Genomic DNA, 23,015 nt, shown 5'->3' with positions numbered 1-23,015 from the left:
ATAATCGTCGCCGGAAGCTGCGCATTCTCGAGGCTGACGCAGCGATGGCCGCGCCAAACGAACGCGCGCAGCCGGGCGCCGTGGTTGCGGTGGGGACCGATCATTGGCCCGGCCCCACCGGCTTGCCCGCGGTCGCGCGGGCCACCAGCCAGCCGACCGGATGCAGCGTCGCCATCACGAGGAAGACGGTGCCATAGTCACGCGTCGCGGCGAAGGCACCGACGAGCTGGGTCGAGATGATCCCGCCGATCCCGCTGCCCGCCGCGATGAATCCGAAGATCGTCGCCACCCGCGCCTGCGGGAAGCGATCCACGGCGAGCGTCGTGAGATTGCCAAGGAACATCATGTGCGACAGCGCGACGAGCGCGGCGAGTGCATAGGTGACCGGAAGCGAAGGCTGCAGCGCGATCAGCGCCCCCAGCGGCGCGAGGCAGGCGCCCATCCCCATCACCTTGAGGCGCGACGCGATCGGCGCGGCGCCACGGCGAACGAAACGGCCCGACAGCAGCCCGCCGCCCACGCTCCCGATATCCGCGGCAAGATAGACGAGCCACGCCGTCGCCGCGATCGTGACCAGCGGCAGGTCCCGCGCATCGCCCAGATACTTGGGAAACCAGAACAGGTAGAAATACCAGACCGGATCGGTGATCGTCCGCGCCAGCGCGAGGCCCCAGACCGACTTGTCGCGGAGAATGACCCCAATTGACGGTTTCTCCGCCGCCGCGCCGGCAGGCGATTGGCTCGGCTGGCCGTGGCGGAGCGCAAGCCATGCCGCCATCCACGCAAAGCCGAGCGCGCCGGTCACCACGAACGCCGCGCGCCAGCCATAGGTCAGCGCGAGCCAGCCGATCAGCGGCGGCGCGATCGTCGCACCGACCATCGCCCCCGCAGTATAGACGCCGACTGCGAACCCGCGTTCGTGCGGCGCATAATGTTCGGAGACTGCCTTGGGCGCCGCGACATAGTTGCCCGCCTCGCCAAGCCCGAGCGCGAAACGTGCCGCACCGAGCTGGCCGGCGCTGTGGACCAACCCTGTCACCATATTGGCGATCGACCACCAACCGACGAACAGCGCCAGCGCAAGCTTCGAGCCGAGCCGGTCGGTGATCCAGCCGACGACGAAATAGGCGAGCGTATAGGCGATCAGGAAGAGCTGGACGACATGGGCGTAGCCGATGTCGTCGATCGCTAAGTCCCTCTGGATCGTGGTCGCGAGGATCGAAAGCGTCTGACGGTCGACATAGTTGAGCACCGTCGAGAAAAAGAGCAGCGCGAGGATCGCCCAGCGCACCTTCGAGCGCGGCATGACGGGCGCGGTCATGCGGCCACCCGATGCGCCTGCCCTGCGAGCGCGGAAAGCCCCTTCAGGCTCGCGGCATGACCGTCTGCCGTCTCATGGCCGATCCCGAGCTGATCGAGCACCGCGGCGTACAACGCCGAAAGCGCCGGCGCACCGACCAGGGTGACATGGTCGACCGGCTCGCCCGCTGCGCGGAGCGCTGCGACCGCGTCGCGCACCTCGCAGCCGATCAGCAGTCCAGAGAGATAGGGCCGCGCCGCCTCCGCCGACAGCCTGCCGGTCACCAGCAGGCTGCGCGCCGAGAACACGGCATGTTCGAACGCCAGCCGCGTGTCCGCGACTGCGGTCGTCATGCCGCGGATGAACGCCGGATCGCGCGCGGCGATCGTAGCGGACTCGGCCGGCGCCATGCCCCGCCCCACCAGGCTGTGTGCCACGAGTATCTCGAACATCTCGCCCGTCATGCTGGTGAAGAAGCTCGTCACACGACCGCCGGATACGCTGCACCATTTCGCGTGCGTCCCGGGCAGGCAGAGAGTCCGGCGATCGTCGCCGGCTGCCGCCGCGAGCCAGCCGAACACTTGTGCCTCCTCGCCACGCATCACATCGGGCAGGCCGAAGATGTTGGAGCACGACAGCCCTGGCACGATCGCCACGGATATCCCCCGCACTTCGAACCGCGTCATTCGGGCCGCAAGATCGTCGATGCCGCCGGGACATGGCGCATAGGGACAGTCGACCCAGCCGACATTGGACCCGACCATCCCGGCGAGAACGACGGGAAGCGCCCCCTCGCGTGCGATCCAGCCACTCGCCACGTCGAAGAATGCAGCCTCGGGATCGTCGCAGAACTTGATGCCGGGGCCGTTGGCCGTCTCTACCACGCGCGGCGGATCGCCCGGCTCGCATAGGTGGAGCCGCATGACGCTCGAGCCCCAGTCGCCCGCGATGAACCGTCCACTCGCCACGCATACCTCCCCACACACCGCCCCTCAAGCCAAGCGTCCGGTCAAAATGTTGCGATTTTAGCGACAAGTCAACCGTGAGCTGCCATAGCCGATTGCACTCGGCAGGCGCTTGGATCATGTCTGCCCCGCGAGCGACAATCATAAGGATGCGCCTAGGTGCGGCCCAAACCCAACGCCCAGCCCAACCAGAGCCTCATCGACGGCATAGCCACGCTTCAGGCGCTGGCGGTCTCGCCGGAGCCGATCGGCAACCGCGAACTGGCGCGCAAGCTCGGCTTCAATCCGACCAGGGTCAACCGGCTGCTCAAGACGCTCGCCTATCTGGGCATTGCGCGGCAGACCGCCAATCGCAAATACACCGCGGGCCCCGGTATGCACGTGCTTGCCGCGCAGAGCCTCTTCGCGTCGCGCTTCGTACGTAATGCGATGCCGGCGCTCGAGGACCTGCGCCGCTTCGGGCTCACGATCGCCATGGGCGTGTTGTGGAATCACGACGTCAGCTATCTCTTCCACGCCCCGCCGGGCATGGAAATGGCACAGGCCCTGGGCCGCATCGGCCTGCTTCCCGCGAGCGAGAACGGAATCGGCATCGCGCTGCTCGCGGAGTTCGACGACGCGCATGTGGTCGAGCTCTATGAAGGCGAGGACGTGCCCGGCTATCCCGGCGGAGTGGAGGGCCTCCTCAAGACGCTCTCCGAGACGCGCACTCAGGGCTATGCGCGCGTCCGCGTCGGGGAGAACCAGGATCGGCACACCATCGCCATTGGCGTCTCCGATCCCGCCTTCGCGGCGATCGGGATGTCGGGCTGGATCCCGGAGGAAGCCACGCCGGAAATCGTTGCTGCGCTGCGCGACGCGGCGGCAAGGATCGGCGAATAATGCCCCACTGTTGCAGTGATTGAAACATTTTAATTGCTAACTTAGCAATGATATGATTGGAACATCCCTGCGCCGGGGAGGCGCGCGTTCAAGAGGGATGAACATGTCGACGATCAGCGGTGCCTTTCCTGTCCTTCCGACCATCTTCACCTCCGAAGGTGCGGTCGACGAGGCGGGAATCCGCGCGGTGGCTGACTGGGCGATCGGCTGCGGCGTCGACGGCGTCGTGTTCCCTGGCCTCGCCAGCGAATATGATCATCTGACGCTCGACGAGCGCCTCCATCTGATCGCGCTGATCGGCGAGCGCGTCGCGGACCACGCCGCCTTCGTCTGCGGCGCCGGCGGCAAGACCGATGCCGAGAGCGAGGCAGTGATCGTCGCGGCGGCGCGCGCGGGTGCAAGCGCCGCGATGGTGGTGACCCCGAGTCGCTATGTCGGCGACATGGAAGGCCTCGCAGGCTTCTACCGCCGGCTCTCGGCGGCGGCAGACCTGCCGATCATGCTCCAGAACGCTCCCGCCCCGATGGGCCTCGGTCTCTCGCCCGCGGAAGTGCTCGACATCGTCCGCGCGGCGCCGGGCATCCGCTATGTCAAGGAGGAGACCGCACCCTGCGGCCAGCGCATCACCGCGCTGCGCGAGCAAGGCGAGGCGCTGCTCGACGGCGTGTTCGGCGGCGCCGGCGGACGCCATATCACCGACGAGCTCGCACGCGGCGCGATCGGCACCATGCCCGCGGTCGAGATCGTCGATCTCCACGTCCAGCTCGTCGCGGCGCATCGCGCGGGCGATTGGGCACGGGTGCGCTGGCTGTTCGAACGCACGCTGCCGCTGCTCAACATGCAGGCAATCTACCGCTGGCGCCTCACCAAGGAAGTGCTTCGCCGCCGCGGGCTGATCGCAAGCACGTTCGTGCGTGCGCCTGGTCCCGCGCTCGACCGACACGATCTGCGCGAGCTCGACGAGCTGCTCGATAGCTTGTCGGACCTGTTGACGCCGGTGGAAGCGGGCGCCCAACGTCTGGCGGGCTAACGGAGGCATCCAGATGGACGACCGGATCGAACGCATCGAGGCCTTTGTGGTCACCATCCCGCGCGAGACGCCCTATCTCGGGCCGCTCGGCGCAGGCGAGGCAGTTAATTCGCGCGGCTATTTCGTCCGGAAGTCGAATCGCACAATCTATCCGACCCAGGATCGCTCGGTGGTCGTTCGCGTCACCACGCGGGATGGGATCGTCGGCTGGGGCGAGACCTATGGCCTCACCGCCCCACAGGTGATCGGCACCTTCATCGACGATCTGATCGCGCCGTTCGTCACCGGGCGTGACCCGTTCGACGTCGCGGTGCTGTGGGAAGACCTTTACGACATCCTGCGCGTGCGCGGTTATGGCGGGGGATTCTACCTCGACGCGGTGGCCGCGGTGGATATCGCGCTGTGGGACATTTGCGGCCGCATCACCGGGCTGCCGATCCGCAAGCTGCTCGGCGGCGAGCGACGTCGGGCAATTCCGGCCTATATCTCCGGGCTCCCCTGCGCGACGCTTGGCGAGCGCGTGGCGCTGGCGAAAAGCTTCGCCGATCAAGGCTTCACCGCGTTCAAGATCGCCGCGGCGGTGAGCTGGGACGGGCTCGACCGCGAACTCGCCGCGCTGCGCGAGGCGCTGGGCGCCGAGGCCCGGCTGATGGTCGATTTCCACTGGATGCACAATCGCGGCGACGCTGCCCAGCTGATCCGCCGGCTCGAACGGCATGACCTTGCCTTCGCTGAGGCACCGTTGAAGACCGAGGATGTGGCGGGGCTCACCCATGTCGCGCGTTCGGTCACGACACCGATCGCGGCGGGCGAGGAATGGCGGACGGTCTACGACGCCGAGCCGCGATTGACGGCCGGCGCGGTCGCGATCGTCCAACCCGAGATGGGGCATACCGGCATCACCCAGTTCATGCGCATCGCCCAGCTCGCCGGCGCGCACCACATCCCCACCATTCCGCACGCGACGATCGGCACCGGCATCTTCCTCGCCGCCAGTCTCCAGGCCTCGGCGGCGATCCTCGACCTGCCGATGCACGAATATCAGCATTCGATCTTCGACCGGAACGCCGCGTTGCTCGATGGCACGCTGACATGCGAAGCGGGTGCGTATCGATTGCCTGAAGGGCCGGGGCTGGGTGTGACACCGGGCGAAGCCTTCTGGCGCTACGCCGAGGCGATTTGATTCCAACCGTCACCCCGGCCTTGTGCCGGGGTGACGAAAAAGGAAGGACCAAATCCAAATGCCGATCCGCTCGGGTCGTGCTCGATTGGAGCGAGGTCGTGACGGCAGCTAACGTCCCGCCTGCCCCAGCGCACCGCGGCTCGTCTTGCGGCTGCCGTCGATGCCTTCGGCCGAAAACTCGAAGTCGAAGCCCCGGTTGCCCAGCCCTTCCACCGTGAACTCGAACGGATAAGCGGTATCGGTCAGCTGCTGGCGCTTGCCGCCGGCATCGCGGTACGAGAGCGTGACGCTGCGCACCTTGCTGTCGTCGTCGCGGCAATAGACGAACGCGCGTCGGCCGAGGGCACCGAAGCCGAGCAGCGCGCCACGCGCGTCACATGCGGCGAGCGCGACATGATCGTTGGGGATGCGCTCCGCCTTGGCGAGCAGCGTCTTCTGGAAGGCGACCCTGGGCTGCGCGCCCTCGATCTTCAGGGCGGCGATCCCGCCCGCGGGAACCACGACCTCCAAGCCGTCCCCGCTTGATACTGCTTCCCCCGCGGGCGAAAGCTTCACCACCTTGCCCGCCGCCGATACGCGCGCGGGATCGAGCGTGAGGCGGCTGCGCACCGGCTGCTGCGATTGGTTGGCGAAGGCGAGGTAGAGCGCGCCGTCGCGATAGCCGGCGACGTAATTGAGCTCCACTGACTCTGCGCGGACCAGTCCCTTGGGCATCCACAGTTGCACGCCGGTGTCGCCGTAGAAGCGGCCCGGGCGGTGTCCGTAGAAGCGGTTCTGCAGATAGGCATAGCCCTCGATATACTCGGCCGGAAAATCGATCTGCCCGCCCGAGCGGACGTGCGCGTCGCTCACCAGATAGTCCAGCAGCATCGTCGCCATCGGCCAGATATGGTTGTAGTGGAACGAGTTGACGCTCAGTTCCTCGTGGCGGTGCAGCGGATAGTCGGCGCGCTCGTAGATGTTCGTGCGCGCGGTATTGATGTGATAGCCGGGAAAGCTGCGGTAGCGACCGATCGTCGCCGCCTTCGCCACCTGCTGAAGGAAGACATCGCCGGTCTCGGCGCCGATGCGCAGCATCCACGGCGCATAATTGGCCATGAAGATGCCGCGATGCCCACTCGCCGTGCCCGAGGATTCGGGGGTCAGCCCGATCTCCGACAGGCGCCAGGCGGGCACCTGCTCCTCGGGCGCCGTCATCGGCTTGAATCCTTTGGACTTGAGGTACCAATAAACCGGCGCCTTGCCGCCCGGATTGACCGTGACGTGCGCGTCGGGGATCCGCGGCGCCACCCAGGTGAACATGGTATAGCGGCGCGCAGCGATGTGCGCGGCGTCGAGATAGCGCCGCTCCTTGGTCACCTCATACAGCCGGAAGAGGTTGATGAAGTCCGGCACGAAGCCGGTCCAGAAGAACTGCGCCGAACCGTCGAACGACTTGGAAAGCGTGTCGCCTCGTTCCTTGAGATAGGCGTCGGCACCGGCGGTCGCGGCATCGAGATAGCGTTTCTCGTCAGTGGCGAGATACAGGCTGAGCGCATTCTGCCAGCGGTCGCCCTGCTCGGCCACGTCGAGGTTGCGCACGCGCGTCTGACCATAGGCTTCGCGCGCGAGATCGAGGAATAGCGGATTGGCGCGGCCGAAGATGTTGTACAGCGCGGTAAGTTCCGAGAGCGGCGCCGCGGGGCCCTTGAGCGCGCGCGACGGGTCCTGGATCTTCTGCTTGGGATCGAGGCTGAACAGGAATTTCTCGCGCGAGAGCTGATACTCGATCACCGGCGCCGCGCGCCCCTCGAACAGCTCGGGACGATCCGCGACCAGCGCCAGTTCGAGCGGATTGAGGCTGCTGACGTTCTTCACCGCGCCGGGCACGTCGGTCGAATAGGACGGCCCCTTCAGCTCCGCGATCCAGTTGGCATATTCGGTGAGCGAATAGTCGACGATATTGTCGAACGCGGTGTTGAGCGACGCGATCGAATTGTGGCGATAGTCGCGGAAGCCGTAGATATCGCGGGCGAGCTTCTCATAGGTTTGGGTGATGTCGTTCGCGCGCTCGGCGACGGTGTAGAAGCTGAAGCTGGTCGTCTCGCCCGGCTTGAGCTGCGATCCTGCCCCGCCGAGCACCGGCGCGAAGATCGTCGGCTGGGCGCGTCCGTCCTCGCCGCGCACCGCGATGCCGAAACGGCTGTTGTCGGCGAGCGGCAACGGCTGGAATGGGAACTCCTCGGCCGCGGCCAGTGCGCCATAGACGCGATCGCCCTTGCGGACGAGCGCGGTCGGCAGTGTCGCCTGATAGGCGAGCGTCAGATAGCTGTTCGCGGGCATCCGGCGTTCCTGCCAGATCAGCGACTGCCAAACCTCGTCGGCGTCGGCGGCATCATGCGCCGGTGCACCGACATAGCCGACCGAGAAATAGCCCGGTTTCTTCGCCTTCAACCGGTAGCAGATCAGCGGATATGGCTTGTTCCTGGTGACCACCTCCGCCTCGAGCGCGAACCGGGAGTCCTCCGGGAAGGTCAGCGTCCAGCCTTGCGCGGTCCGCGCGAAGTTGCTGGGCCTGAGGCGGATCTGTTCGCCGCTGTTGAAGTAATTCGCCGTGCGCGCTTCCGCCGAGGCGTTGAGGATGCGATCGTCGAAACCGTCGCCCTGCGTGGCAGCGGCGCGCTTCACGCCGGCCAGGTCGGCGCGTGCCGGATCCTGCGCGAGCCAGGTGGCGACATTGTAAGGCGTTCGGGGAATCCCTGCCGGACGCAGGGCCATCCTGGGATCGGTTGCACGATAGAGCACGACGAACTCGAGCCCGAACTCGCCGAGCGGTGGTGCTTCCTGCGCGGCTTCGGGATTTGGGCTCGCATGGACCGAGGCAGACAGGTGGAACATCGACACCGCGGCCACGCCAGCCGCCAGCAGTCCCAGAGTACGCAGCATCACTTGCAATCCTCGGAAAAACGCCGCGGCACCACGAAGCACCGCGGTAAAAGGGATTTCACTTGCCGAAGCGGACACGCACGCCGGCGGTGAACGTGCGCCCGCTGAGCCGGTAGGTCTGCGTCGCCTCCTCGAACACGCTGTAGCGGCGGTTTGGCGTGTTGGTGAGATTGGTCGCCTCGAGATAGAATCTCACGTTCTTGTCGAGGTCGAAGTTCATCGACGCCGACAGGCTGTCATAGGCGCGATAATAGCTGCCGCTGCCGCCGGACGAGATGCTGGAGAGATATTTGCTCCGCCAATTCCAGGCGAGGCGCACCCCGATTGGCCCCTTCTCGTAATAGCCGACCAGGTTGACGTTGTACTTCGACAGCCCCTGCAGCGGCAGGTCTTCGCCGGTGCGCACGTCGAGGATACCGGTGCTGCTGTCGACATAGGTGAAGGTGGCATTGACCCCGAACCCGCCGAGAAGACCGGGCAGGAAGCTCAACGGCTGGCTCATCTGGGCCTCGAGGCCCTTGATCTTGCCCCCCTGTCCATTGACCGTCCGCGTGACCGCGAACAGACCGTCCGGGTTGTTCACCGGATCCGGCGTGAAGCCCGGAATCTCCTCGAAGAAGACGCGCCGGTAGAGGAACGTCTCGACATCCTTGTAGAACAGCGCGAGCGAGTAGATCGCGCCCTTCGTCGGATAGAATTCGAGCGACGCGTCGAGCGAGTTGACACGGAACGGATCGAGCGCGGGATTGCCGACCGTGGCGACGCCCGAGGATTCCACGACCGAGAAGGATGGCGTCAGGTCGGTGGTATCGGCGCGCGCCATGCTGCGCGCCGCGCCCAGGCGGAGCAGCGTCCGCGGCGCGATCTCGAACCGCAGCGACGCGCTCGGCAGCCAATCGTCATAGCGCACGAACTGGTTGTTGGGCCGTACCGTGTCCGGGTCATAGCGGACGCCGGCCCAGCCGAATGCATCGACCTTGTTGCGCACATAGCGAAGGCCGACATTGCCCGAGAAGGGAATCCCGAACAGCGACGAGCGGAAGTCCGCCTGGCCATAGGCAGCATAGGTGGTCTCGACGAGCCGATAGGACGAAGTCGGATCGAACTCCTCGGGCGCACATGTCGGGACGATCGCCTCGCATACATAGTCCGATGTGCCGAGCGGAACGCCGATCATGTAGGCGCGCGGAAAATTCCCCTCCACGCCGTCGAGGAAATCGGGATACTCCGCGACGCGCCAGTTGCCCGGGAAGTTGGTCACCGGCGCCGAGGTGCCCGAGAAGACGACCTGATTGCGATAAGTGCCCCGATCGGAATTCACCCGGTTGTAGCGCACGCCGAACTTCAGGTTGCGCAGGAAGCCGTCCAGCTCCTGGACGAGGTCGAGCTTCCCCGACACTTCCTTCGAGGCATAGTCGAAGAAATTGTCGAACGAGGTGTTGAACACGAAGTTCGCCGGATTGGTGAGGTCGAGCCCGTTGGGAAAGGTGACCGCAGGCACCAGCGCGTCGCGGAAGTCGAATGCGACGACCTGCTGCGTGCGCGTCTTGGTGCTCAGATAGGATTGGGTATAGTCTTGGTGCGCCTCGGAATAGGCGAACTCGCCCGAGACGGTCAGCCGGTCGGTCACGTCCCAGCTAGCGCCCACCGCGCCCGAATAGATATTCGTGGGAAGCTGGATGACCTCTCCGTTCCCTTGCACGTTGGTGGCGCGAAAGGTGCCGGCGATCAGGTTCTCGTTCTCGTCGACCGTGAGCTGGGTATAGGCGCTGCCGGTCGGCGATAGCGGGATCGACAGCCAGTTGCGCTCGCGTTCGGTGTTGGCGCGCGCGTACAGGAAGTCGAAATAGCCGCGGAAGCGCGACGACGGGGTCCAGTTGACGCTCGCCACCAGGCCCAGCTTCTCGCGCTCCTCCTCGAGCACCTGGAAGCGCAGATCGTTGATCCAGTGGACCGGCGATCCATCACCGTTCGGATCGAGTGGGATGCCCGCCGGGTTATTGTTGAAGCGGCTGTCGAACGGCCGGAAGCCCGAGGCGCTGTCGAACGAATCCGTGCGGATGTTGAGCCGCTGGTAGTTGATGCCCAGTGACACGCCGAGCGTGCCGTCGAACAGCGATTTGGAGATCAGCGCCGTGCCGCGTCCGGAGAGCTTGCCCGACTTGTCCTTGTACACCCCCTCGACCGAGGCGCCGAAGAAGAACGGCCGGCTCGCCGAGGGCCGGCGCGTCATGATGTTGACGGTGCCGCCGATCGAGCCCTCGATGTTCGATACCGCGGGCGACTTGGTTACGTCCATCCGCCCGACGAGTTCGGACGGGATCAGCGTCAGCACGCTATAGGCGCCCTCGTCCGGGCCGTCGGCGCCGCGGCCATAGGGGCTGACGAGCGTGCGGCCATTGAATTCGAGCCGGTTCTGGCGAAGACCGCGGATCGATATTTCCTTGGCCTCGTCGATCCCCTGCTCGACCTGCACGCCGGAAACACGCGAGAGCGATTCGGCGACATTGCGGTCGGGCAACTTGCCGATGTCCTCGGCAACGATCGAGTCGACGATCTGGTCGGAATTGCGCTTGATGTCGATGCTCTGGGCCAGGCTCTCGCGGATCCCGGTGACGATGATATCCTGCTCTGCGCCTTCGCCCCCGGCCTGCGCGGTCGATTCGCCGGTCTGGGGAGCGGCCTGCGCGTAGCACAGGGTCGAGGTAGAGCTCAGCGCTAGCCCCAGGACACCCAACGCAATTACGCGGCTCATCGCCATTCCAGCCTCCCCGATCGCGGCAGTTCACCTGCCAGTTGGAACGGCATAATGTTGCTAATTTAGCTATCTGTCAATCGAGCCCGGCTATGGAATTCACACCACCTCCCTTTCAAGAAGTGTCTTTACCCGAGCACTGGATCGCCGATGGCAGGTGCGAAACGCAGCTAGCGTCAAAGCACATTATTGTGACTACTATAGCATTTTATGATTAGGATCGAGTAGGCGACCCATCTCTGCGGAGGGGAAGTTGATGTCGCGCCGTTTCAGGATAGGCTGCCATCCAGTTCGCTTGCTCGAAAGGTAGCCCTGTGTCCCATACGGTGTTCCTTAACGCGTCGTCCCAAGCTCGAATGCCGAATGGACATGCCGGCGAGTGGCAACGCTTCTGGGACAGTGAAGGGGAAGAGCTGGAGGCGAGGTACGGCATTCCCATTTTCTGGTGGTGCCTGTTCGGCAGCAGCGACTTGAAGAGCGCGCGGCTGATCGACGACGAAGATATCGGCCCGGACGCGCGCGATGAGCTTCACGATGAAATCGGCGAAGACGCAACTTACCCCTACCTGGTCACCAGCCAGAAAATGGGATTACAGCGTCTTGATCAACGCAGGGCTCATATTCTGGCCGCGATCGGCAACGAGCACGCGGCGGCTTATGATGCGTTTGGCCGCCTGATTGAACGGCATTTTGCGCCCTTCATACTCCTGCGGACCTCGGATCTGCCTGACATTGTCGACGCAAAACCTTGGCTCGCTGCAATCGCGGCAGAACTGGATGGTCTCGATGCGGGAGCTCCGATGGGGCCCGAGCTCAAGGGCATGGCCGACGAGATACGGCGCGGTCGGCCGGCGGATGCGATCTGGAGGCTCAGCGGCTCGGGAGATTCGGATGTTTGGCCCACGCCGGAGCTCATCCCTGCCTCCGGGCCATCGGCTGCCTCAGGGTCGTCCCCTCCGCGCCGTGGCCGTATCATCGGAATCATCGTCGAATGGCTTCCGGGGGTCGTCACCGCGGGCGTGGGCATCGGCGTCTTTCTCTGGACCTCTTCAGTTATCGCAGGGGGGCTCGCGTTCGCCGCGTGCGCCGCTGTCATGGTGTGGCTGCTCGTGCGTCGGGAACGCTGAACGGGTCGGCAGCCATTGAAATCGAAGGCGAAAGCGCGCGGCCATGCGTTCGGTGCCTTGCGAACCTAGGTTCAGTTTCGAGGAGGTCTAATTGGCCTAGACTCGAACTCGATCAGGGACGCCATTTCGGCCGGGTGCAATTCTGAACATCATTCGTTCAACTTCGCGAAGAAGAAAGGTTCACAGCGCATCCGATCCGATAATTTAGAGGCTTGGAGGGTATATGACTAAGCACCGCATCTATTCAGTAAGCATGGCGAGTGTCTATCCACACTATCTTGCCAAAGCAGGGAAAAAAGGACGCACGAAAGCGGAAGTCGATGAAATCATCTGTTGGTTGACCGGATACAGCCAAGAGGCTTTGGAGGATCAGTTGGCGAAGAAAACAAATCTTGAGGATTTCTTTGCGCAGGCTCCTAAAATGAATTCATCGCGATCGTTGATTACAGGAACGATTTGCGGCGTCCGCGTGGAAGACGTCCAAGAACCCACCATGCGGGAAATCCGCTACCTCGACAAACTGATCGACGAACTCGCCAAGGGGAGAGCAATGGAGAAAATCCTGCGAAAATAGGCCAAACGGATTCCGGGCGTCCGCCCGTCCGCAAACGACCGCGTCAGGTCGCGCCGCGGACGTGAGCGCGCACGCCGCGGTGCATCGGTAGCGCATTTTCAAACAGGCTCTCACGCATCGGTTGCGACGGTTTCTTGACCGGGCTCATCGATGGTTATCTCGCCGAGCCAATCGCAAAGACACATCGAGCCGGCGCACAAGGCCGGCATACCGTCGAGCAGCACGGTCGGCGCGCCGGGGAACCAGGGCGAGGTAGTAACCGGAACGCATGGCATTGGCGTCAGCACGCCGAGCGCCGCCGCGGTTGCCGCTGCGACCTCGGGATTGGCGAGGCTGGTGCACATCACGAACGAGGGGATATTCTCGAGCGGAACGAAATCCATGATCGTCGCTGCCGGCATCGCGTCCTCGAACACTGGCGTCTCGGGTGGCACAATCATCGGCATCGGCGCCGTACCGAAACTACACGAAAGCACCGCGCCGAGACTCACCAGCTGCGGCATTGCCCTCTCAGCTGCTGACGATGCCGGAGAGTGACATCGGATCGCCGGGACTGAGGATCTGGGTCTCCGGCCCGGCCTTGGTCGGCCAGGTCACCATTGCCGGACTGCCGGCGCTGTTGTGCAGATTATTGAGCGTCACGCTCGGTGTCTGGCCCGAGTCCCAGCTGATCGGGATTGCGATCGATCCATTGAATTGGCCGCCGACCGCGGTCGAGATCACGATCTGTGCGGCCACCACGGTGATATTGGTCAGCGCGGAAGCCATCGCGACGGTAACGCCGGAATTGGCGCCAGGCGCGACCTGGCAATCGGTCAGCACCACCTCCACGCCCGGGCTCGTCGCGCTGCCACCTGCAAAGTTGATCGTGATCAACGCGCTCATACGTCTTCTCCGCGTGAGGAAAGAGGGCCACCGCGCAATGCGGCGGCCCTACCCGTTCAACCGGTGAAATCGGTCAGCGTGAGCTCGTTGCCTGGTGAAAGCGGTTCCTGCTTGGGACCGCTCGTGGATGGCCAATTCGCCTGCGCCGTGCCGGAGAAATTGCTTACGGTAATCGTAGGATTGCCGTGGCCACCCGATGAGATCGGGATAGTGACACTACCGCTGACCGGAGTGCCGGTCGATCCGTTGTAGAAGCTGATTCCTCCGCTCGAGACGCTGAATTCACTGAACGAAAACGTTCCGTTCATGCCCAAGGCATTGTTGATATCGAGTGCGACCTTCCCGCCATTGCCGACCTTGATCGTCGCATTATTATCAGTGAAGGTATCGCCTTGGGAGTATGTTACTGTGACAATTGCAGTCATCTCTTCTCTCCTTCCACTTTGATCATTGATGATGACTAAGGTGCGTTTCGCTCTTTCGCGCCCTGCGCTGGAGTCGGCGTCCCCTCGGGAGCGACTTCGGCCGGCTTTCCCGCCGGGACCGCGGCGGGCTTCGCGGATGGCGTTCGTTCGGCAGGCTTCGCCGCCGCAGATTTCCCGGGTTTCTCTGGATCGGGTTCCCGCTGCTCGATTATGCCCTGGCCTAGCGGTAGTGCCCAATAACTCGAGCCAACAATGCGTACTTGCTCCACAACGGTCGCGATTGTGGTCTGGATATTTTCGGGCACCTGCAGCCAGCCGAATATGAAAGGACTGTTGCACCTGATCTGCAGCGTGACCGGCAGGAGTGCCGGCGGACTGACGGCATCGAACTGGATGCGGCGCGGCTGAAGGGACAGATTGCTGACGAGCGCAGGCGAATCCGCGTAACTCGCCCCGAGCTGGATCGTCGGCATCGTCGTCAGCATCACGTTCTCCGCTCCCACCGTAGCAGGAAAATCGATCCTGACTGTTCCCGACGGCAGGTTGTGCAGCACGAAATCGAGTTGGTGCCGCAATATTGGATTGGTATCGGCTACCATTCCCAGCGCCTTTGCGATAATCTCATGGTAAACGAGCCACACCCCCATTTGCCCTCTCTAGACAAATGGGTCATGATGGGAATCGATAGAAATAATGCTATTGACGCATACGGCATACGTCAAGCACAACATTGAAGTTATCTCGTTCGCCTTTCTAGAACAATGAGTCGTTAGCGAATCGTGCCCACGGGGAGAGTCATAAAATGCTCCAGCTGACATATCCCGGCGTATATGTTCAGGAAATCCCGAGTGGGACTCACGCGATTTCTGGAGTTGCCACCTCTACGACCGCATTTGTCGGATATCTGACTCGCGGCCCTATGAACACGCCCGTGCAATGTCTCAATTTTGGAGATTTCCAGCGTGTTTTTGGTGGACTGGATCAAAATAGTACTACGAGTTTTCAGGTGTCGCAATTTTTCCTCAACGGCGGCACCGAGGCATGGGTCAGTCGCCTGTGCGCATCCTCCGCCCCACCGGTGCAGCCGGCGGCGACATTGATCGGCGCCAATCCACCGACAACTCCGACGCCGCCGAGCACTACCCCCACCCAATCGACTGGAATCAACCTGCTTCCCCTTCAGTCGCAGAATCCTGGGACATGGGGGCAGAATATATTCGTCACCGTGGACTACATGACGAACAAACTGAATACGTTCAACCTGACGGCGACCTTGTATTCTACAACGAGCAACAGCAACTCCACCAGTACAAGTTACAGTGTTGCTCAGACTCAAAGCGTCCCCGGGGTCACTCTCGACATCTCTCAAGCAAACTCCATTATCGAGGTGATGCAGTCATCCTCGAACCAATATTCGCAATTGTTGGCGATACCCAGCATAACCGCTGTCCCATCCGTGCTCGTTCCGTTTGCCAGCGGCACCATGCTCACGTTCACACCGCCGAAGTCTGCGATGAGCGGAGTGACCTTCACCATCACGGTCGAGCCACCGCCGGTAGGAGGCAAGCCGGCAACGCCGCTTGTGGCGAAGTTCAGCATGCCCTTTACCGTGGCGACCGTCGCCGATCTGATCGCCGGAATTCAGGGCGCGCTCTCGAATGCGGCCGGCGTCCTCGGGATACCGAGTCTCGCGAGCGCGATCGTGCGCAGCTGCCTCTCGCCTTACCCGCCCGCGGCCGGACAACCGCAAGCCCAACTCGTGCAGGTGTGGTCACCGGATCCGGGCCTCGCGCAATATCTAATCGGCATCTCGTCGAGCCAGTCGTCGCTCTTCTCGACGCTTCAGACCAATTATCAGGCCCAGCAACTCACCTGCAAAAGCCAGAGCAATCCCGATGGACTGATCCCGACCGGGTTCGACGTGGCAGGCAATTCGGTCACGCGGACCGGCATCTATGCGCTCGACGCGATGCAGCTCGTCAACCTGCTGCTCGTCCCGGACATGCCGGCGATGGGTCAATCCGACTATTTGACGGCAGCGACCGCGACGCTCAACTATGCGATCCAGCGCAAGGCGTTCGCTCTCCTGGACATGCCCAACACCGTGCAGTCGCCGTCCGACGCCATCGCCTGGGCGACCGCCAGTCCAGGGACCTTCGGCACCGGCATCATCAGCGCTGCGACCTATTTCCCGCAGGTGCTCGTGCCCAATCCGTTCTCGACGCAACCGTTGCAGATCGGCGGCAGCGGCACGCTCGCAGGCATCTACGCCCTCACCGATCAGACCCGCGGCGTGTGGAAGGCGCCCGCCGGCATCTCGGCGCCGCTCGCCGGCGCGCAGCAGCTCTCCTACGTCATGAACGACCAGGAGAACGGCCAAATCAACCCGCTCGGGATCAATGCGCTGCGCACCTTCCCGATCTACGACAACATCTCCTGGGGTGCGCGTACGCTGGCGGCGGCCAACATTGCCGACGAGGACTGGAAATATGTCCCCGTTCGGCGCCTTGCCCTCTATATCGAGCAGAGCCTGATCCAGGGGCTGCAATGGGTGGTGTTCGAACCCAACGACGAGCGGCTGTGGGCGCAGATCCGGCTGAGCGTCAACAGCTTCCTCCACCCGCTCTACCTGCAAGGGGCCTTTGTCGGCTCGTCGCCATCGCAGGCCTATCAATGCATCTGCGACGCCTCGACCACGACGGTCGAAGACATGGAGAACGGCATCGTCAACATCCTGATCCTGTTCGCGCCGGTGAGGCCGGCTGAATTCGTCGTCATCAGCCTGCAGCAGATGGCCGGACAGTCTTCAAGCTGAGGATAGCCAGCAATGCCGAGCGTTTCCGCATCAAGCCAGCCGCCCGATCCCTATCTCAACTTCAAGTTTCGCCTGAAGTGGAACGGCAAATATGTCGCCGCCGTCAGCAAGTGCAGCCCGCTCAAGCGCAGCACCCAGACGACACCGTTCCGCGAGGGCGGCGATCCGAGCACGTCGCACGTGCTTCCGGGGCAGACCTCCTTCGATCCGATCACGCTCGAGCGCGGCCTGACGCAGGACCTCGAGTTCGAGATCTGGGCCAATCAGGTGTGGAACTTCCGCGGCGGCCCCGGGACCGAGAGCTCGCTCGCCAATTTCAGGCGGAACATCACGCTCGAATTCTACAACGCTGCGGGACAGCTGGTCTATTCGTACAACATCTACAATTGCTGGCCGTCCGAATATGTCGCGCTTCCGGAGCTTGACGCCAGCTCGAACGCCGTCGCGATCCAGACGCTCGTCCTGCAGAACGAGGGCTGGGAACGCGACACGAGCGTCAAGGTGCCGCCACCGCCCAGCTATTGACGGTACCCGTGGCTCCGCGCCCACTGAGCGCCGCCGAACTGCTCGATGCGGTATCGGTATGCCGGGATAAGCCTGCGATCGAGGCGGGCGTGTATTTGGCTGCGCTGAACCTATCCGAGATTTCCTTCGACGCGTGCGAGCGCCTTGCGATCGGTGCGCGCGATTCCGTACTTGCGGGGCTTCATGCAGCGATGTTCGGGCGCCGGCTCGAGCTCGCGGCGACGTGCCCCGACTGCGGAGCGCGACTGGACGTGAGCTTCACCACCGACGCCCTGCAGATCGAATCCGCTGCCGGCACGACGTCGATCGTCGAGATCGGCGGGCAACGCTTCGGAGTACGGCCGGCGAACAGTGTCGACCTGGCGGCCGTCGCCGACATTCCCGATGTGGAGGTTGCGCGCGAGCTGCTCGCGATCCGCTGCCTGATGCCGGCCAAGGGGGAGAGTGCGCCCGCGACACTTTCCGAGATCGACCTCGGTGCCGTGGCCGCGGCGCTCGCGAAGGTAGATCCGGCGAGCGATCCCTATGTCTCGCTCACCTGCTTCGAATGCGAGGCGACATGGGAGGCGCCGATCGATATCGCGCGTATCCTCGCGAGCGAGATCGAGGGCGCGGCTGATGCGCTGATGGACGACATCCACGACCTCGCGCTCGCCTATCATTGGAGCGAGGAGGCGATCCTCGCGCTCGCGCCGGCACGTCGCCGGGCCTACCTCCAGCGGCTGCGGGCATGAGCGACATTCTCTCCCGTCTGGTCGCGCGCGCGCAGGACAGCCCGATCAGCCTCACGCGGCGCGTCCGCTATCGTTTCGCCCCCGTCGACGACCATGCCGAGGCCTGGTCTCCGCATGAGCGAGGCGATGCGCGCCGCGAGGTGCCAGAGACACGGCTCTCAGAGCCGGGTTACGCCCAATTACGCGCCGCCGGTCGCGCGGACGAGCTCAATGCAGAGCCTTTGCGCGCGGAGTCGCATGAGGGTGAGTCCGCCCCCAAGCCGGGCGACTCCGTTTCCGTGACGGGGCACTGGCAGCCGGTCGAGGCGCCCCCTGCGGCACCGTCGGGACGAGAGACCTTCCGCGGTTCGGTGCAGCGAAACCTCGCCGGCGCCAACATCGAAAGATCGCCGCCAGCCGCCCGATCTGCATCGCGTCCCTCCGTCCCAAGCATTGCCGACGCAGAAGCGACGGCTCCGGTCGATACCCGGACGCGGCCGGCGTCCGCGACGCCGGCGAGGGCCATCTCCGAACCGGCAGGCGCAGTGCCCGTCGTACAGCGGCGCGCCGGCCCGGCGTCGACCGATGCGTCGCCCGCGTCCGCCAGTTCGTCTCCACCCAGGGCCGCCAGGCCGGCCACGGAAAGCGGCTTCGCTGTGACGACGCGACATGGCGGACCTCTCGGTCCGGAAGCTTCGATAACCGCCACCGTGACCGATGGTCCGCACGCCCGTGTCCCTCATTCCGCCGACCAGGCAAACGCGCCGTTTCAGACCGAGGCCGCCCATGAGAGTCGGCCTTTGTCAAAGGATCGCACAGCGGCCGATGACCGGGCACGACTAGCTGCCGTAGCGGATGCATCGGCATTGGAGGCCGAGTTCGTCTCGCCCGCGACACGCTTGCTCCGCACGCGACGCGCCGCTGAAGAGCGTGAAGAGAGTAGAGCATCGTCCGAGACACGGCATACGGCGGAGCCCTTCGAGACAATCGGGACCGATCGACAGCCTGGCAGGTCGGCCGAGCCCGTGCTCGGCCGGGGGGTATTGCGACAACCTTCGCCGATGGTTCGCGATACCGCTGCCCCCGTCGTTCAACAACGCGAAATCTCCGCGCCCCGGCATCTGTCGCCACCATCGATACGGTCGGATCGAAGTCCCGCGTCCGCCCAGACGGGGCGGATCACCACGTCCTCCTCAGCCAATCAATCACTGCCTTCAGACGGAATCGAACGGTTGGCATCGGTGCGTCCGATGGCGCACGATCGAGCTTCGGATCGTCGCGGATACATTGCCGAGCATCCTGAATCCGCCCCCCCGAATCCGGCCTCGCATTCTCCACCTGTGTCCAAAGGCACTGCCGGCCAAGGAGCCTCCTCTCGCGCGGTCGCATTGCGGCCGATGGCCGGGGATGGAGCCTCCTCTCGCGCGGTCGCATTGCGGCCGATGGCCGGGGATGATGCAGTGTCGTCGCGCGGTTTCCCCGACTCGCGAGGCCGACGCGGCCCGGATGCCGTGTCCGCACCGCCGCAGATGCCGCCGCCGGTCTCGAAGGAGATCCATATCGAGATCGGCCGCATCCAGATCGAGTTGCCGCGCGTCAGGCGGCAACGGTCACGGCCCGAACCGCCGCCGCTCCAGGGCAAGCCGCGCGGAGGGCCGGACGGATGAGTTCGGGCTTCCCCATCGCCGCCGCGACCGTCGCCCTCGCCGACCGGCTGCACGCGCTCATCGGCGATACAGTACCGGGTGCGCGCGTGACCACGCTCAATCCCAGCGCCGAGTCGCTGCGCAGCGGCGATCCGATCGTGAACCTCTACCTGTTCCGCACCATACGGAATGGCTTCGTCTCGAACGACGACCTGCCGACGCGCGGTCCGGCCGGCAAGCCGTTCACCTCCCCGGTGCTGAAGCTCGATCTCGACTATATGATCACCTTCTTCGGCGACGATGCGAAGCTGGACCCGCAGCGGCTGCTCGGGTTGGTGGTCGGCGGGCTCAATGCCGAGCCCTATATCCGACGCGACGCGCTGCGCTCAGCCATCGCGTCGACGCCCTGGCTCGGCGGCGGCGATCCCGAGCCATCGAGCGCGCAAATCTGCGTGACGCCGCTCAATATGCCACCCGACGCCATGGCGCGGCTCTGGTCCGAGTTCGTCAACGTCCCCTACCAGCTGACGCAACTCTACACCGCGACGCCGGTGACGCTCGAGATGGCGCTGCCCGTGGAGCCGGTGCTGCCGGCGCGACGCATCGGGCTGCAGGCGGTGCCTTCGCGGCTGATCGCGATCACCTCGATCGTCAACGCGGTCGATCCCAGCCTGCCACTGCTGGCCGGCGGGCTCATGGGAATCCGCTTGGTCAATCCGGGCCAGCCCGACCTCGTCGTTCGATTGAACGGAGTCGCCGCCACGGGTGCCAAGGCCGGTTTTGACGCCGAGGGCTTCGCCGTGCTGCTCGTCGAGCTCACCGCGAGTCAGCCGGCGCCGCTCACCGCGGGACCGCTCGAGATACAGGTGATCCGCACTCGGCCGGACAAAAAGGGAATCGTCGCCGAATCACAGATCGTGAAGTCCGCGATCGTCCCTGCGTTCGCCGCACCACCCACGGTCGCGAATGATCGGCTCGCCGTCGCCATGGCACTGCCGGTCGCGCCCGAGGCGGCGGCGGCCGTGCTGCTGTTCCCGCGCGGCGCGCCGCAGCTGCCGTCCCGTCGCCTTCCCTGCCTGCCGCGCACTGCGCCTTCCGTGAGCCTCGCCGCACCGCTCGGTGGCCTGGTCGCCGGCAAGTATCTAGTCAGCGTCGAGATCAACGGCGTAGCGACCCTGCTCGATTTCTCGGACGAGGCCTATACCGGCCCGGTCGTCGACGTGCCGGCGGCGAGCTGAGCCATGGCTTCACCGCACGTCGAACGATTGCAGAGCGCCGTCGACGCGGTCTCGCGGATGCTTGAGCTCCATGTACGGCAGCGCACGCGCGCCGGCGCCGCTTTCGTCCGCGAGCCGGCGCCGGCAGGGCTGGGCTCGCCGATTGAGGGCTCCGCCCTCGATGCGATGGGGGTTTGGTTCGGGCTGACCGAGTTCGAGCTAGCGACCGTGGCGCTTGCCGCGGGGGTGGAGATTTCGCCCGACGTGGCCAACCTCTGCGCGCTCGCTCAGGGTGATCCGGCAATCCCCTATCCGACGACGCTGCTCGCGCTTGCGGTGTTCGCTGGTCTCAACGGCGCATCGCAGGCTGTGTTCGCGCCATCGGCGCCGCTGCGTTACTGGCAGCTCGTCACCGCCGAGGCGATGCGGCCAGGCGGGCGTCTCCAGCTCCATCTGAGCGTGCCTGACGCAGTGCTCTCGTTCCTGATCGGCCAACCGGTGCTCGACCAGGAATTGACCGAGCTGATTCATCGGATCGAGCCCGCGCCGCTGCTCCCTTCCGATGCCGCGCTCGCCAGCCAGCTTACCGCGACGCTCGCGAACGCGCACGACGACGCCGCGATCCATCTCGCCACGGCACCCACGAGGCGCGCGCTTGCCGTCGCAGCAGCGACCGCGAACGAACTCGGCTTCGCGCCCTTCCACCTGCCGCTCGGACGGCTGACCGCGGATGCCGAACGCCAGGGATTCGCTCGCCTCTGGCAACGCGATCGGCTCGCACTCGGCGGCGCGTTGCTCATCTCCTTCGAGGAGCAGCCCACGGAGTTCCAGCTCACAGCGCTCGGCCGGCTGCTCGGCGAGGGGGCCGGACCCGCCATCTTGGTCGGCGAAGGAGGCCAGGTCGTCGCCGAGCGCGCACCACATGCCGTGATCCGCGTGCCGTTGCCCCCGAACGAACCCGACGAGGTCGCCGATCATGTCGCCGCCGGCCTCGGGCTGCCGGCCACGCCAGCGCTGCGCGAAGCGGTCAAGCGATTCCGGCTGCCGATTTCGACGCTCGACAGCTGCGCCGCGATCGCACGTACGCGCGCCGAAGAGGCGCAATCCCCGGCGCCGATCGACGCGATCCTGCCGCACATGCTGCCGCTGCTGCGCGACCAGGTGCGGGAGGCGATGGCCGGGCTCGCCGATCCGCTCGAGGTGCGCATGTCGCTCGACGACCTGGTGGTGCCCGATTCCGCGCGATTGGTGCTCGACCAGATCATCGCGCGCCAGCGCAACCGCCCCCTCGTGCTCGACGAATGGGGCTTCCGCCGCTCGGGCGGCGGTCCGCAGGGGATGAGCGTGCTGTTCGCGGGGCCAAGCGGCACCGGCAAGACGATGGCGGCGGAGGCGCTCGCGCATGCGCTCCAGCTCGGCCTGTTCCGTGTCGACCTCTCGCGGATCGTCGACAAATACATCGGCGAGACCGAGAAGCGCCTCGCCGCGCTGTTCGATGCCGCAGATTCGACCGACGCGATCCTGTTGTTCGACGAAGCCGACGTACTGTTCGGGCGTCGAACCGAGGTGCGCGATAGTCACGATCATTATTCCAATCTCGAGGTCGGTTATCTGCTCCAGCGGATTGAGACCTTCCGCGGCATCGCGATCCTGACCACCAACCTGCCGAATGCCATCGACGACGCCTTCTCGCGCCGTTTCGCCTTCAGCCTTCACTTCGAGTTCCCGACCGTCGCGGAGCGGCGCGAGATCTGGCGCCGCGCCTTCCCCGCCCGCGCGCCGACCGCCGAGCTCGACTGGGATCGACTCGCGAAGCTCTCGCTGTCGGGCGGACAGATCCGCGTCGTCGTGGTCAACGCAGCGATGCTCGCGGCCGACGAGGGCAATGCCATCGGCATGTCGCATGTCGCGCGCGCGCTGGTCAGCGAATACAGCAAGCAGCGCCGCCGCGTGCCGCCTGCCGAACTCGAGGGATGGCCGACATGAAGCCCAAAGCGCCGATCAATCCCACGCCGCATGCCAGCTCCATCCATGCTGCCATGCGCGAG

Annotated in this window: 19 protein-coding genes; 11 read left to right on the top strand and 8 right to left on the bottom strand. The window is 64.8% G+C overall.

Annotated features, from left to right (window positions below; genetic code table 11):
- Positions 1 to 100: 100 nt before the first annotated feature.
- Complete coding sequence (locus tag ACMGER_RS08890) at positions 101 to 1,321, bottom strand: MFS transporter (protein WP_436811798.1); 1,221 nt, start codon at positions 1,319 to 1,321, stop codon at positions 101 to 103.
- Positions 1,318 to 2,268, bottom strand: coding sequence for a 2-dehydro-3-deoxygalactonokinase (locus tag ACMGER_RS08885; protein WP_436811797.1), 951 nt, complete (start codon positions 2,266 to 2,268; stop codon positions 1,318 to 1,320). Before ACMGER_RS08885 ends, ACMGER_RS08890 begins: the two co-directional genes overlap by 4 nt.
- A gap of 156 nt (positions 2,269 to 2,424) precedes the next feature.
- On the opposite strand from ACMGER_RS08885, the gene ACMGER_RS08880 reads away from it, so the two are divergent.
- From ACMGER_RS08880 to ACMGER_RS08870, 3 genes are all read left to right on the top strand, one after another.
- Positions 2,425 to 3,147 carry an IclR family transcriptional regulator gene (locus ACMGER_RS08880; protein ID WP_436811796.1) on the top strand — a complete coding sequence of 241 codons (723 nt, stop codon included), beginning with the start codon at positions 2,425 to 2,427 and terminating at the stop codon, positions 3,145 to 3,147.
- Positions 3,148 to 3,250: 103 nt separating this feature from the next.
- Entirely contained in the window at positions 3,251 to 4,177 is a 927-nt protein-coding gene (locus ACMGER_RS08875; RefSeq protein WP_436811795.1) for a dihydrodipicolinate synthase family protein, read from the top strand.
- 13 nt (positions 4,178 to 4,190) lie between these two features.
- A complete protein-coding gene (locus tag ACMGER_RS08870) occupies positions 4,191 to 5,360 on the top strand; it encodes a mandelate racemase/muconate lactonizing enzyme family protein (protein WP_436811794.1) in 1,170 nt (389 codons plus the stop codon).
- Positions 5,361 to 5,468: 108 nt separating this feature from the next.
- Here ACMGER_RS08870 and ACMGER_RS08865 read toward each other — a convergent pair whose 3' ends face one another.
- A complete protein-coding gene (locus tag ACMGER_RS08865; protein WP_436811793.1) occupies positions 5,469 to 8,285 on the bottom strand; it encodes a glycoside hydrolase family 88 protein in 2,817 nt (938 codons plus the stop codon).
- A gap of 58 nt (positions 8,286 to 8,343) precedes the next feature.
- Positions 8,344 to 11,046, bottom strand: a complete 2,703-nt coding sequence (locus ACMGER_RS08860) for a TonB-dependent receptor (protein ID WP_436811792.1) — start codon at positions 11,044 to 11,046, stop codon at positions 8,344 to 8,346.
- Between the two features lie 308 nt (positions 11,047 to 11,354).
- Here ACMGER_RS08860 and ACMGER_RS08855 point away from each other — a divergent pair, with 308 nt between their 5' ends.
- The gene (locus ACMGER_RS08855; protein WP_436811791.1) at positions 11,355 to 12,167 is read left to right on the top strand and encodes a hypothetical protein; all 813 of its coding nucleotides are present in this window, start codon (positions 11,355 to 11,357) and stop codon (positions 12,165 to 12,167) included.
- A 223-nt stretch (positions 12,168 to 12,390) separates the two neighbouring features.
- Positions 12,391 to 12,741: a DUF2200 domain-containing protein gene (locus tag ACMGER_RS08850; protein WP_436811790.1), complete on the top strand. Its 351-nt coding sequence runs from the start codon at positions 12,391 to 12,393 to the stop codon at positions 12,739 to 12,741.
- Between the two features lie 110 nt (positions 12,742 to 12,851).
- On the opposite strand, the gene ACMGER_RS08845 is transcribed toward ACMGER_RS08850, so the two are convergent.
- Genes ACMGER_RS08845 through ACMGER_RS08830 form a run of 4 tightly spaced genes read right to left on the bottom strand, consistent with a single transcriptional unit; the run spans position 12,852 to position 14,650 of the window.
- The gene (locus ACMGER_RS08845) at positions 12,852 to 13,244 is read right to left on the bottom strand and encodes a DUF4280 domain-containing protein (protein ID WP_436811789.1); all 393 of its coding nucleotides are present in this window, start codon (positions 13,242 to 13,244) and stop codon (positions 12,852 to 12,854) included.
- 7 nt (positions 13,245 to 13,251) lie between these two features.
- Positions 13,252 to 13,626, bottom strand: a complete 375-nt coding sequence (locus ACMGER_RS08840; protein ID WP_436811788.1) for a hypothetical protein — start codon at positions 13,624 to 13,626, stop codon at positions 13,252 to 13,254.
- A 56-nt stretch (positions 13,627 to 13,682) separates the two neighbouring features.
- A complete protein-coding gene (locus ACMGER_RS08835; RefSeq protein WP_436811787.1) occupies positions 13,683 to 14,051 on the bottom strand; it encodes a hypothetical protein in 369 nt (122 codons plus the stop codon).
- Between the two features lie 35 nt (positions 14,052 to 14,086).
- Entirely contained in the window at positions 14,087 to 14,650 is a 564-nt protein-coding gene (locus tag ACMGER_RS08830) for a hypothetical protein (RefSeq protein ID WP_436811786.1), read from the bottom strand.
- 407 nt (positions 14,651 to 15,057) lie between these two features.
- On the opposite strand from ACMGER_RS08830, the gene ACMGER_RS08825 reads away from it, so the two are divergent.
- The 6 genes from ACMGER_RS08825 (at position 15,058) to ACMGER_RS08800 (ending at position 22,953) form a co-directional block, all read left to right on the top strand.
- Positions 15,058 to 16,866 (top strand): phage tail sheath family protein, encoded by a 1,809-nt coding sequence (locus ACMGER_RS08825; protein WP_436811785.1) that lies wholly within the window; start codon positions 15,058 to 15,060, stop codon positions 16,864 to 16,866.
- Between the two features lie 12 nt (positions 16,867 to 16,878).
- Positions 16,879 to 17,391 (top strand): phage tail protein, encoded by a 513-nt coding sequence (locus ACMGER_RS08820; protein WP_436811784.1) that lies wholly within the window; start codon positions 16,879 to 16,881, stop codon positions 17,389 to 17,391.
- Positions 17,392 to 17,399: 8 nt separating this feature from the next.
- The gene (locus tag ACMGER_RS08815; protein ID WP_436811783.1) at positions 17,400 to 18,125 is read left to right on the top strand and encodes a hypothetical protein; all 726 of its coding nucleotides are present in this window, start codon (positions 17,400 to 17,402) and stop codon (positions 18,123 to 18,125) included.
- 1,490 nt (positions 18,126 to 19,615) lie between these two features.
- Positions 19,616 to 19,771, top strand: a complete 156-nt coding sequence (locus ACMGER_RS08810) for a hypothetical protein (protein ID WP_436811782.1) — start codon at positions 19,616 to 19,618, stop codon at positions 19,769 to 19,771.
- Positions 19,768 to 20,988, top strand: coding sequence for a Pvc16 family protein (locus ACMGER_RS08805; protein WP_436811781.1), 1,221 nt, complete (start codon positions 19,768 to 19,770; stop codon positions 20,986 to 20,988). Before ACMGER_RS08810 ends, ACMGER_RS08805 begins: the two co-directional genes overlap by 4 nt.
- A 3-nt stretch (positions 20,989 to 20,991) precedes the next feature.
- Positions 20,992 to 22,953, top strand: a complete 1,962-nt coding sequence (locus ACMGER_RS08800; RefSeq protein ID WP_436811780.1) for an ATP-binding protein — start codon at positions 20,992 to 20,994, stop codon at positions 22,951 to 22,953.
- Positions 22,954 to 23,015 lie beyond the last annotated feature (62 nt).

Origin of the sequence: Sphingomonas astragali, from assembly GCF_051400615.1 — a bacterium.
GTDB lineage: Bacteria > Pseudomonadota > Alphaproteobacteria > Sphingomonadales > Sphingomonadaceae > Sphingomonas.
Note: the sequence above shows the minus strand (reverse complement) of the source record. Positions and strands in the feature narration are given on the sequence as shown.

What these genes read in the sequence shown, in the direction of transcription:
- ACMGER_RS08800 (WP_436811780.1), top strand. Translation starts at nt 20,992, where the DNA reads ATGGCTTCACCGCACGTCGAACGATTGCAGAGCGCCGTCGACGCGGTC.
- ACMGER_RS08820 (WP_436811784.1), top strand. Translation starts at nt 16,879, where the DNA reads ATGCCGAGCGTTTCCGCATCAAGCCAGCCGCCCGATCCCTATCTCAAC.
- ACMGER_RS08835 (WP_436811787.1), bottom strand. Translation starts at nt 14,051, where the DNA reads ATGACTGCAATTGTCACAGTAACATACTCCCAAGGCGATACCTTCACT.
- ACMGER_RS08860 (WP_436811792.1), bottom strand. Translation starts at nt 11,046, where the DNA reads ATGGCGATGAGCCGCGTAATTGCGTTGGGTGTCCTGGGGCTAGCGCTG.
- ACMGER_RS08850 (WP_436811790.1), top strand. Translation starts at nt 12,391, where the DNA reads ATGACTAAGCACCGCATCTATTCAGTAAGCATGGCGAGTGTCTATCCA.
- ACMGER_RS08870 (WP_436811794.1), top strand. Translation starts at nt 4,191, where the DNA reads ATGGACGACCGGATCGAACGCATCGAGGCCTTTGTGGTCACCATCCCG.
- ACMGER_RS08875 (WP_436811795.1), top strand. Translation starts at nt 3,251, where the DNA reads ATGTCGACGATCAGCGGTGCCTTTCCTGTCCTTCCGACCATCTTCACC.
- ACMGER_RS08805 (WP_436811781.1), top strand. Translation starts at nt 19,768, where the DNA reads ATGAGTTCGGGCTTCCCCATCGCCGCCGCGACCGTCGCCCTCGCCGAC.
- ACMGER_RS08840 (WP_436811788.1), bottom strand. Translation starts at nt 13,626, where the DNA reads ATGAGCGCGTTGATCACGATCAACTTTGCAGGTGGCAGCGCGACGAGC.
- ACMGER_RS08830 (WP_436811786.1), bottom strand. Translation starts at nt 14,650, where the DNA reads ATGGTAGCCGATACCAATCCAATATTGCGGCACCAACTCGATTTCGTG.
- ACMGER_RS08845 (WP_436811789.1), bottom strand. Translation starts at nt 13,244, where the DNA reads ATGCCGCAGCTGGTGAGTCTCGGCGCGGTGCTTTCGTGTAGTTTCGGT.
- ACMGER_RS08890 (WP_436811798.1), bottom strand. Translation starts at nt 1,321, where the DNA reads ATGACCGCGCCCGTCATGCCGCGCTCGAAGGTGCGCTGGGCGATCCTC.
- ACMGER_RS08865 (WP_436811793.1), bottom strand. Translation starts at nt 8,285, where the DNA reads ATGCTGCGTACTCTGGGACTGCTGGCGGCTGGCGTGGCCGCGGTGTCG.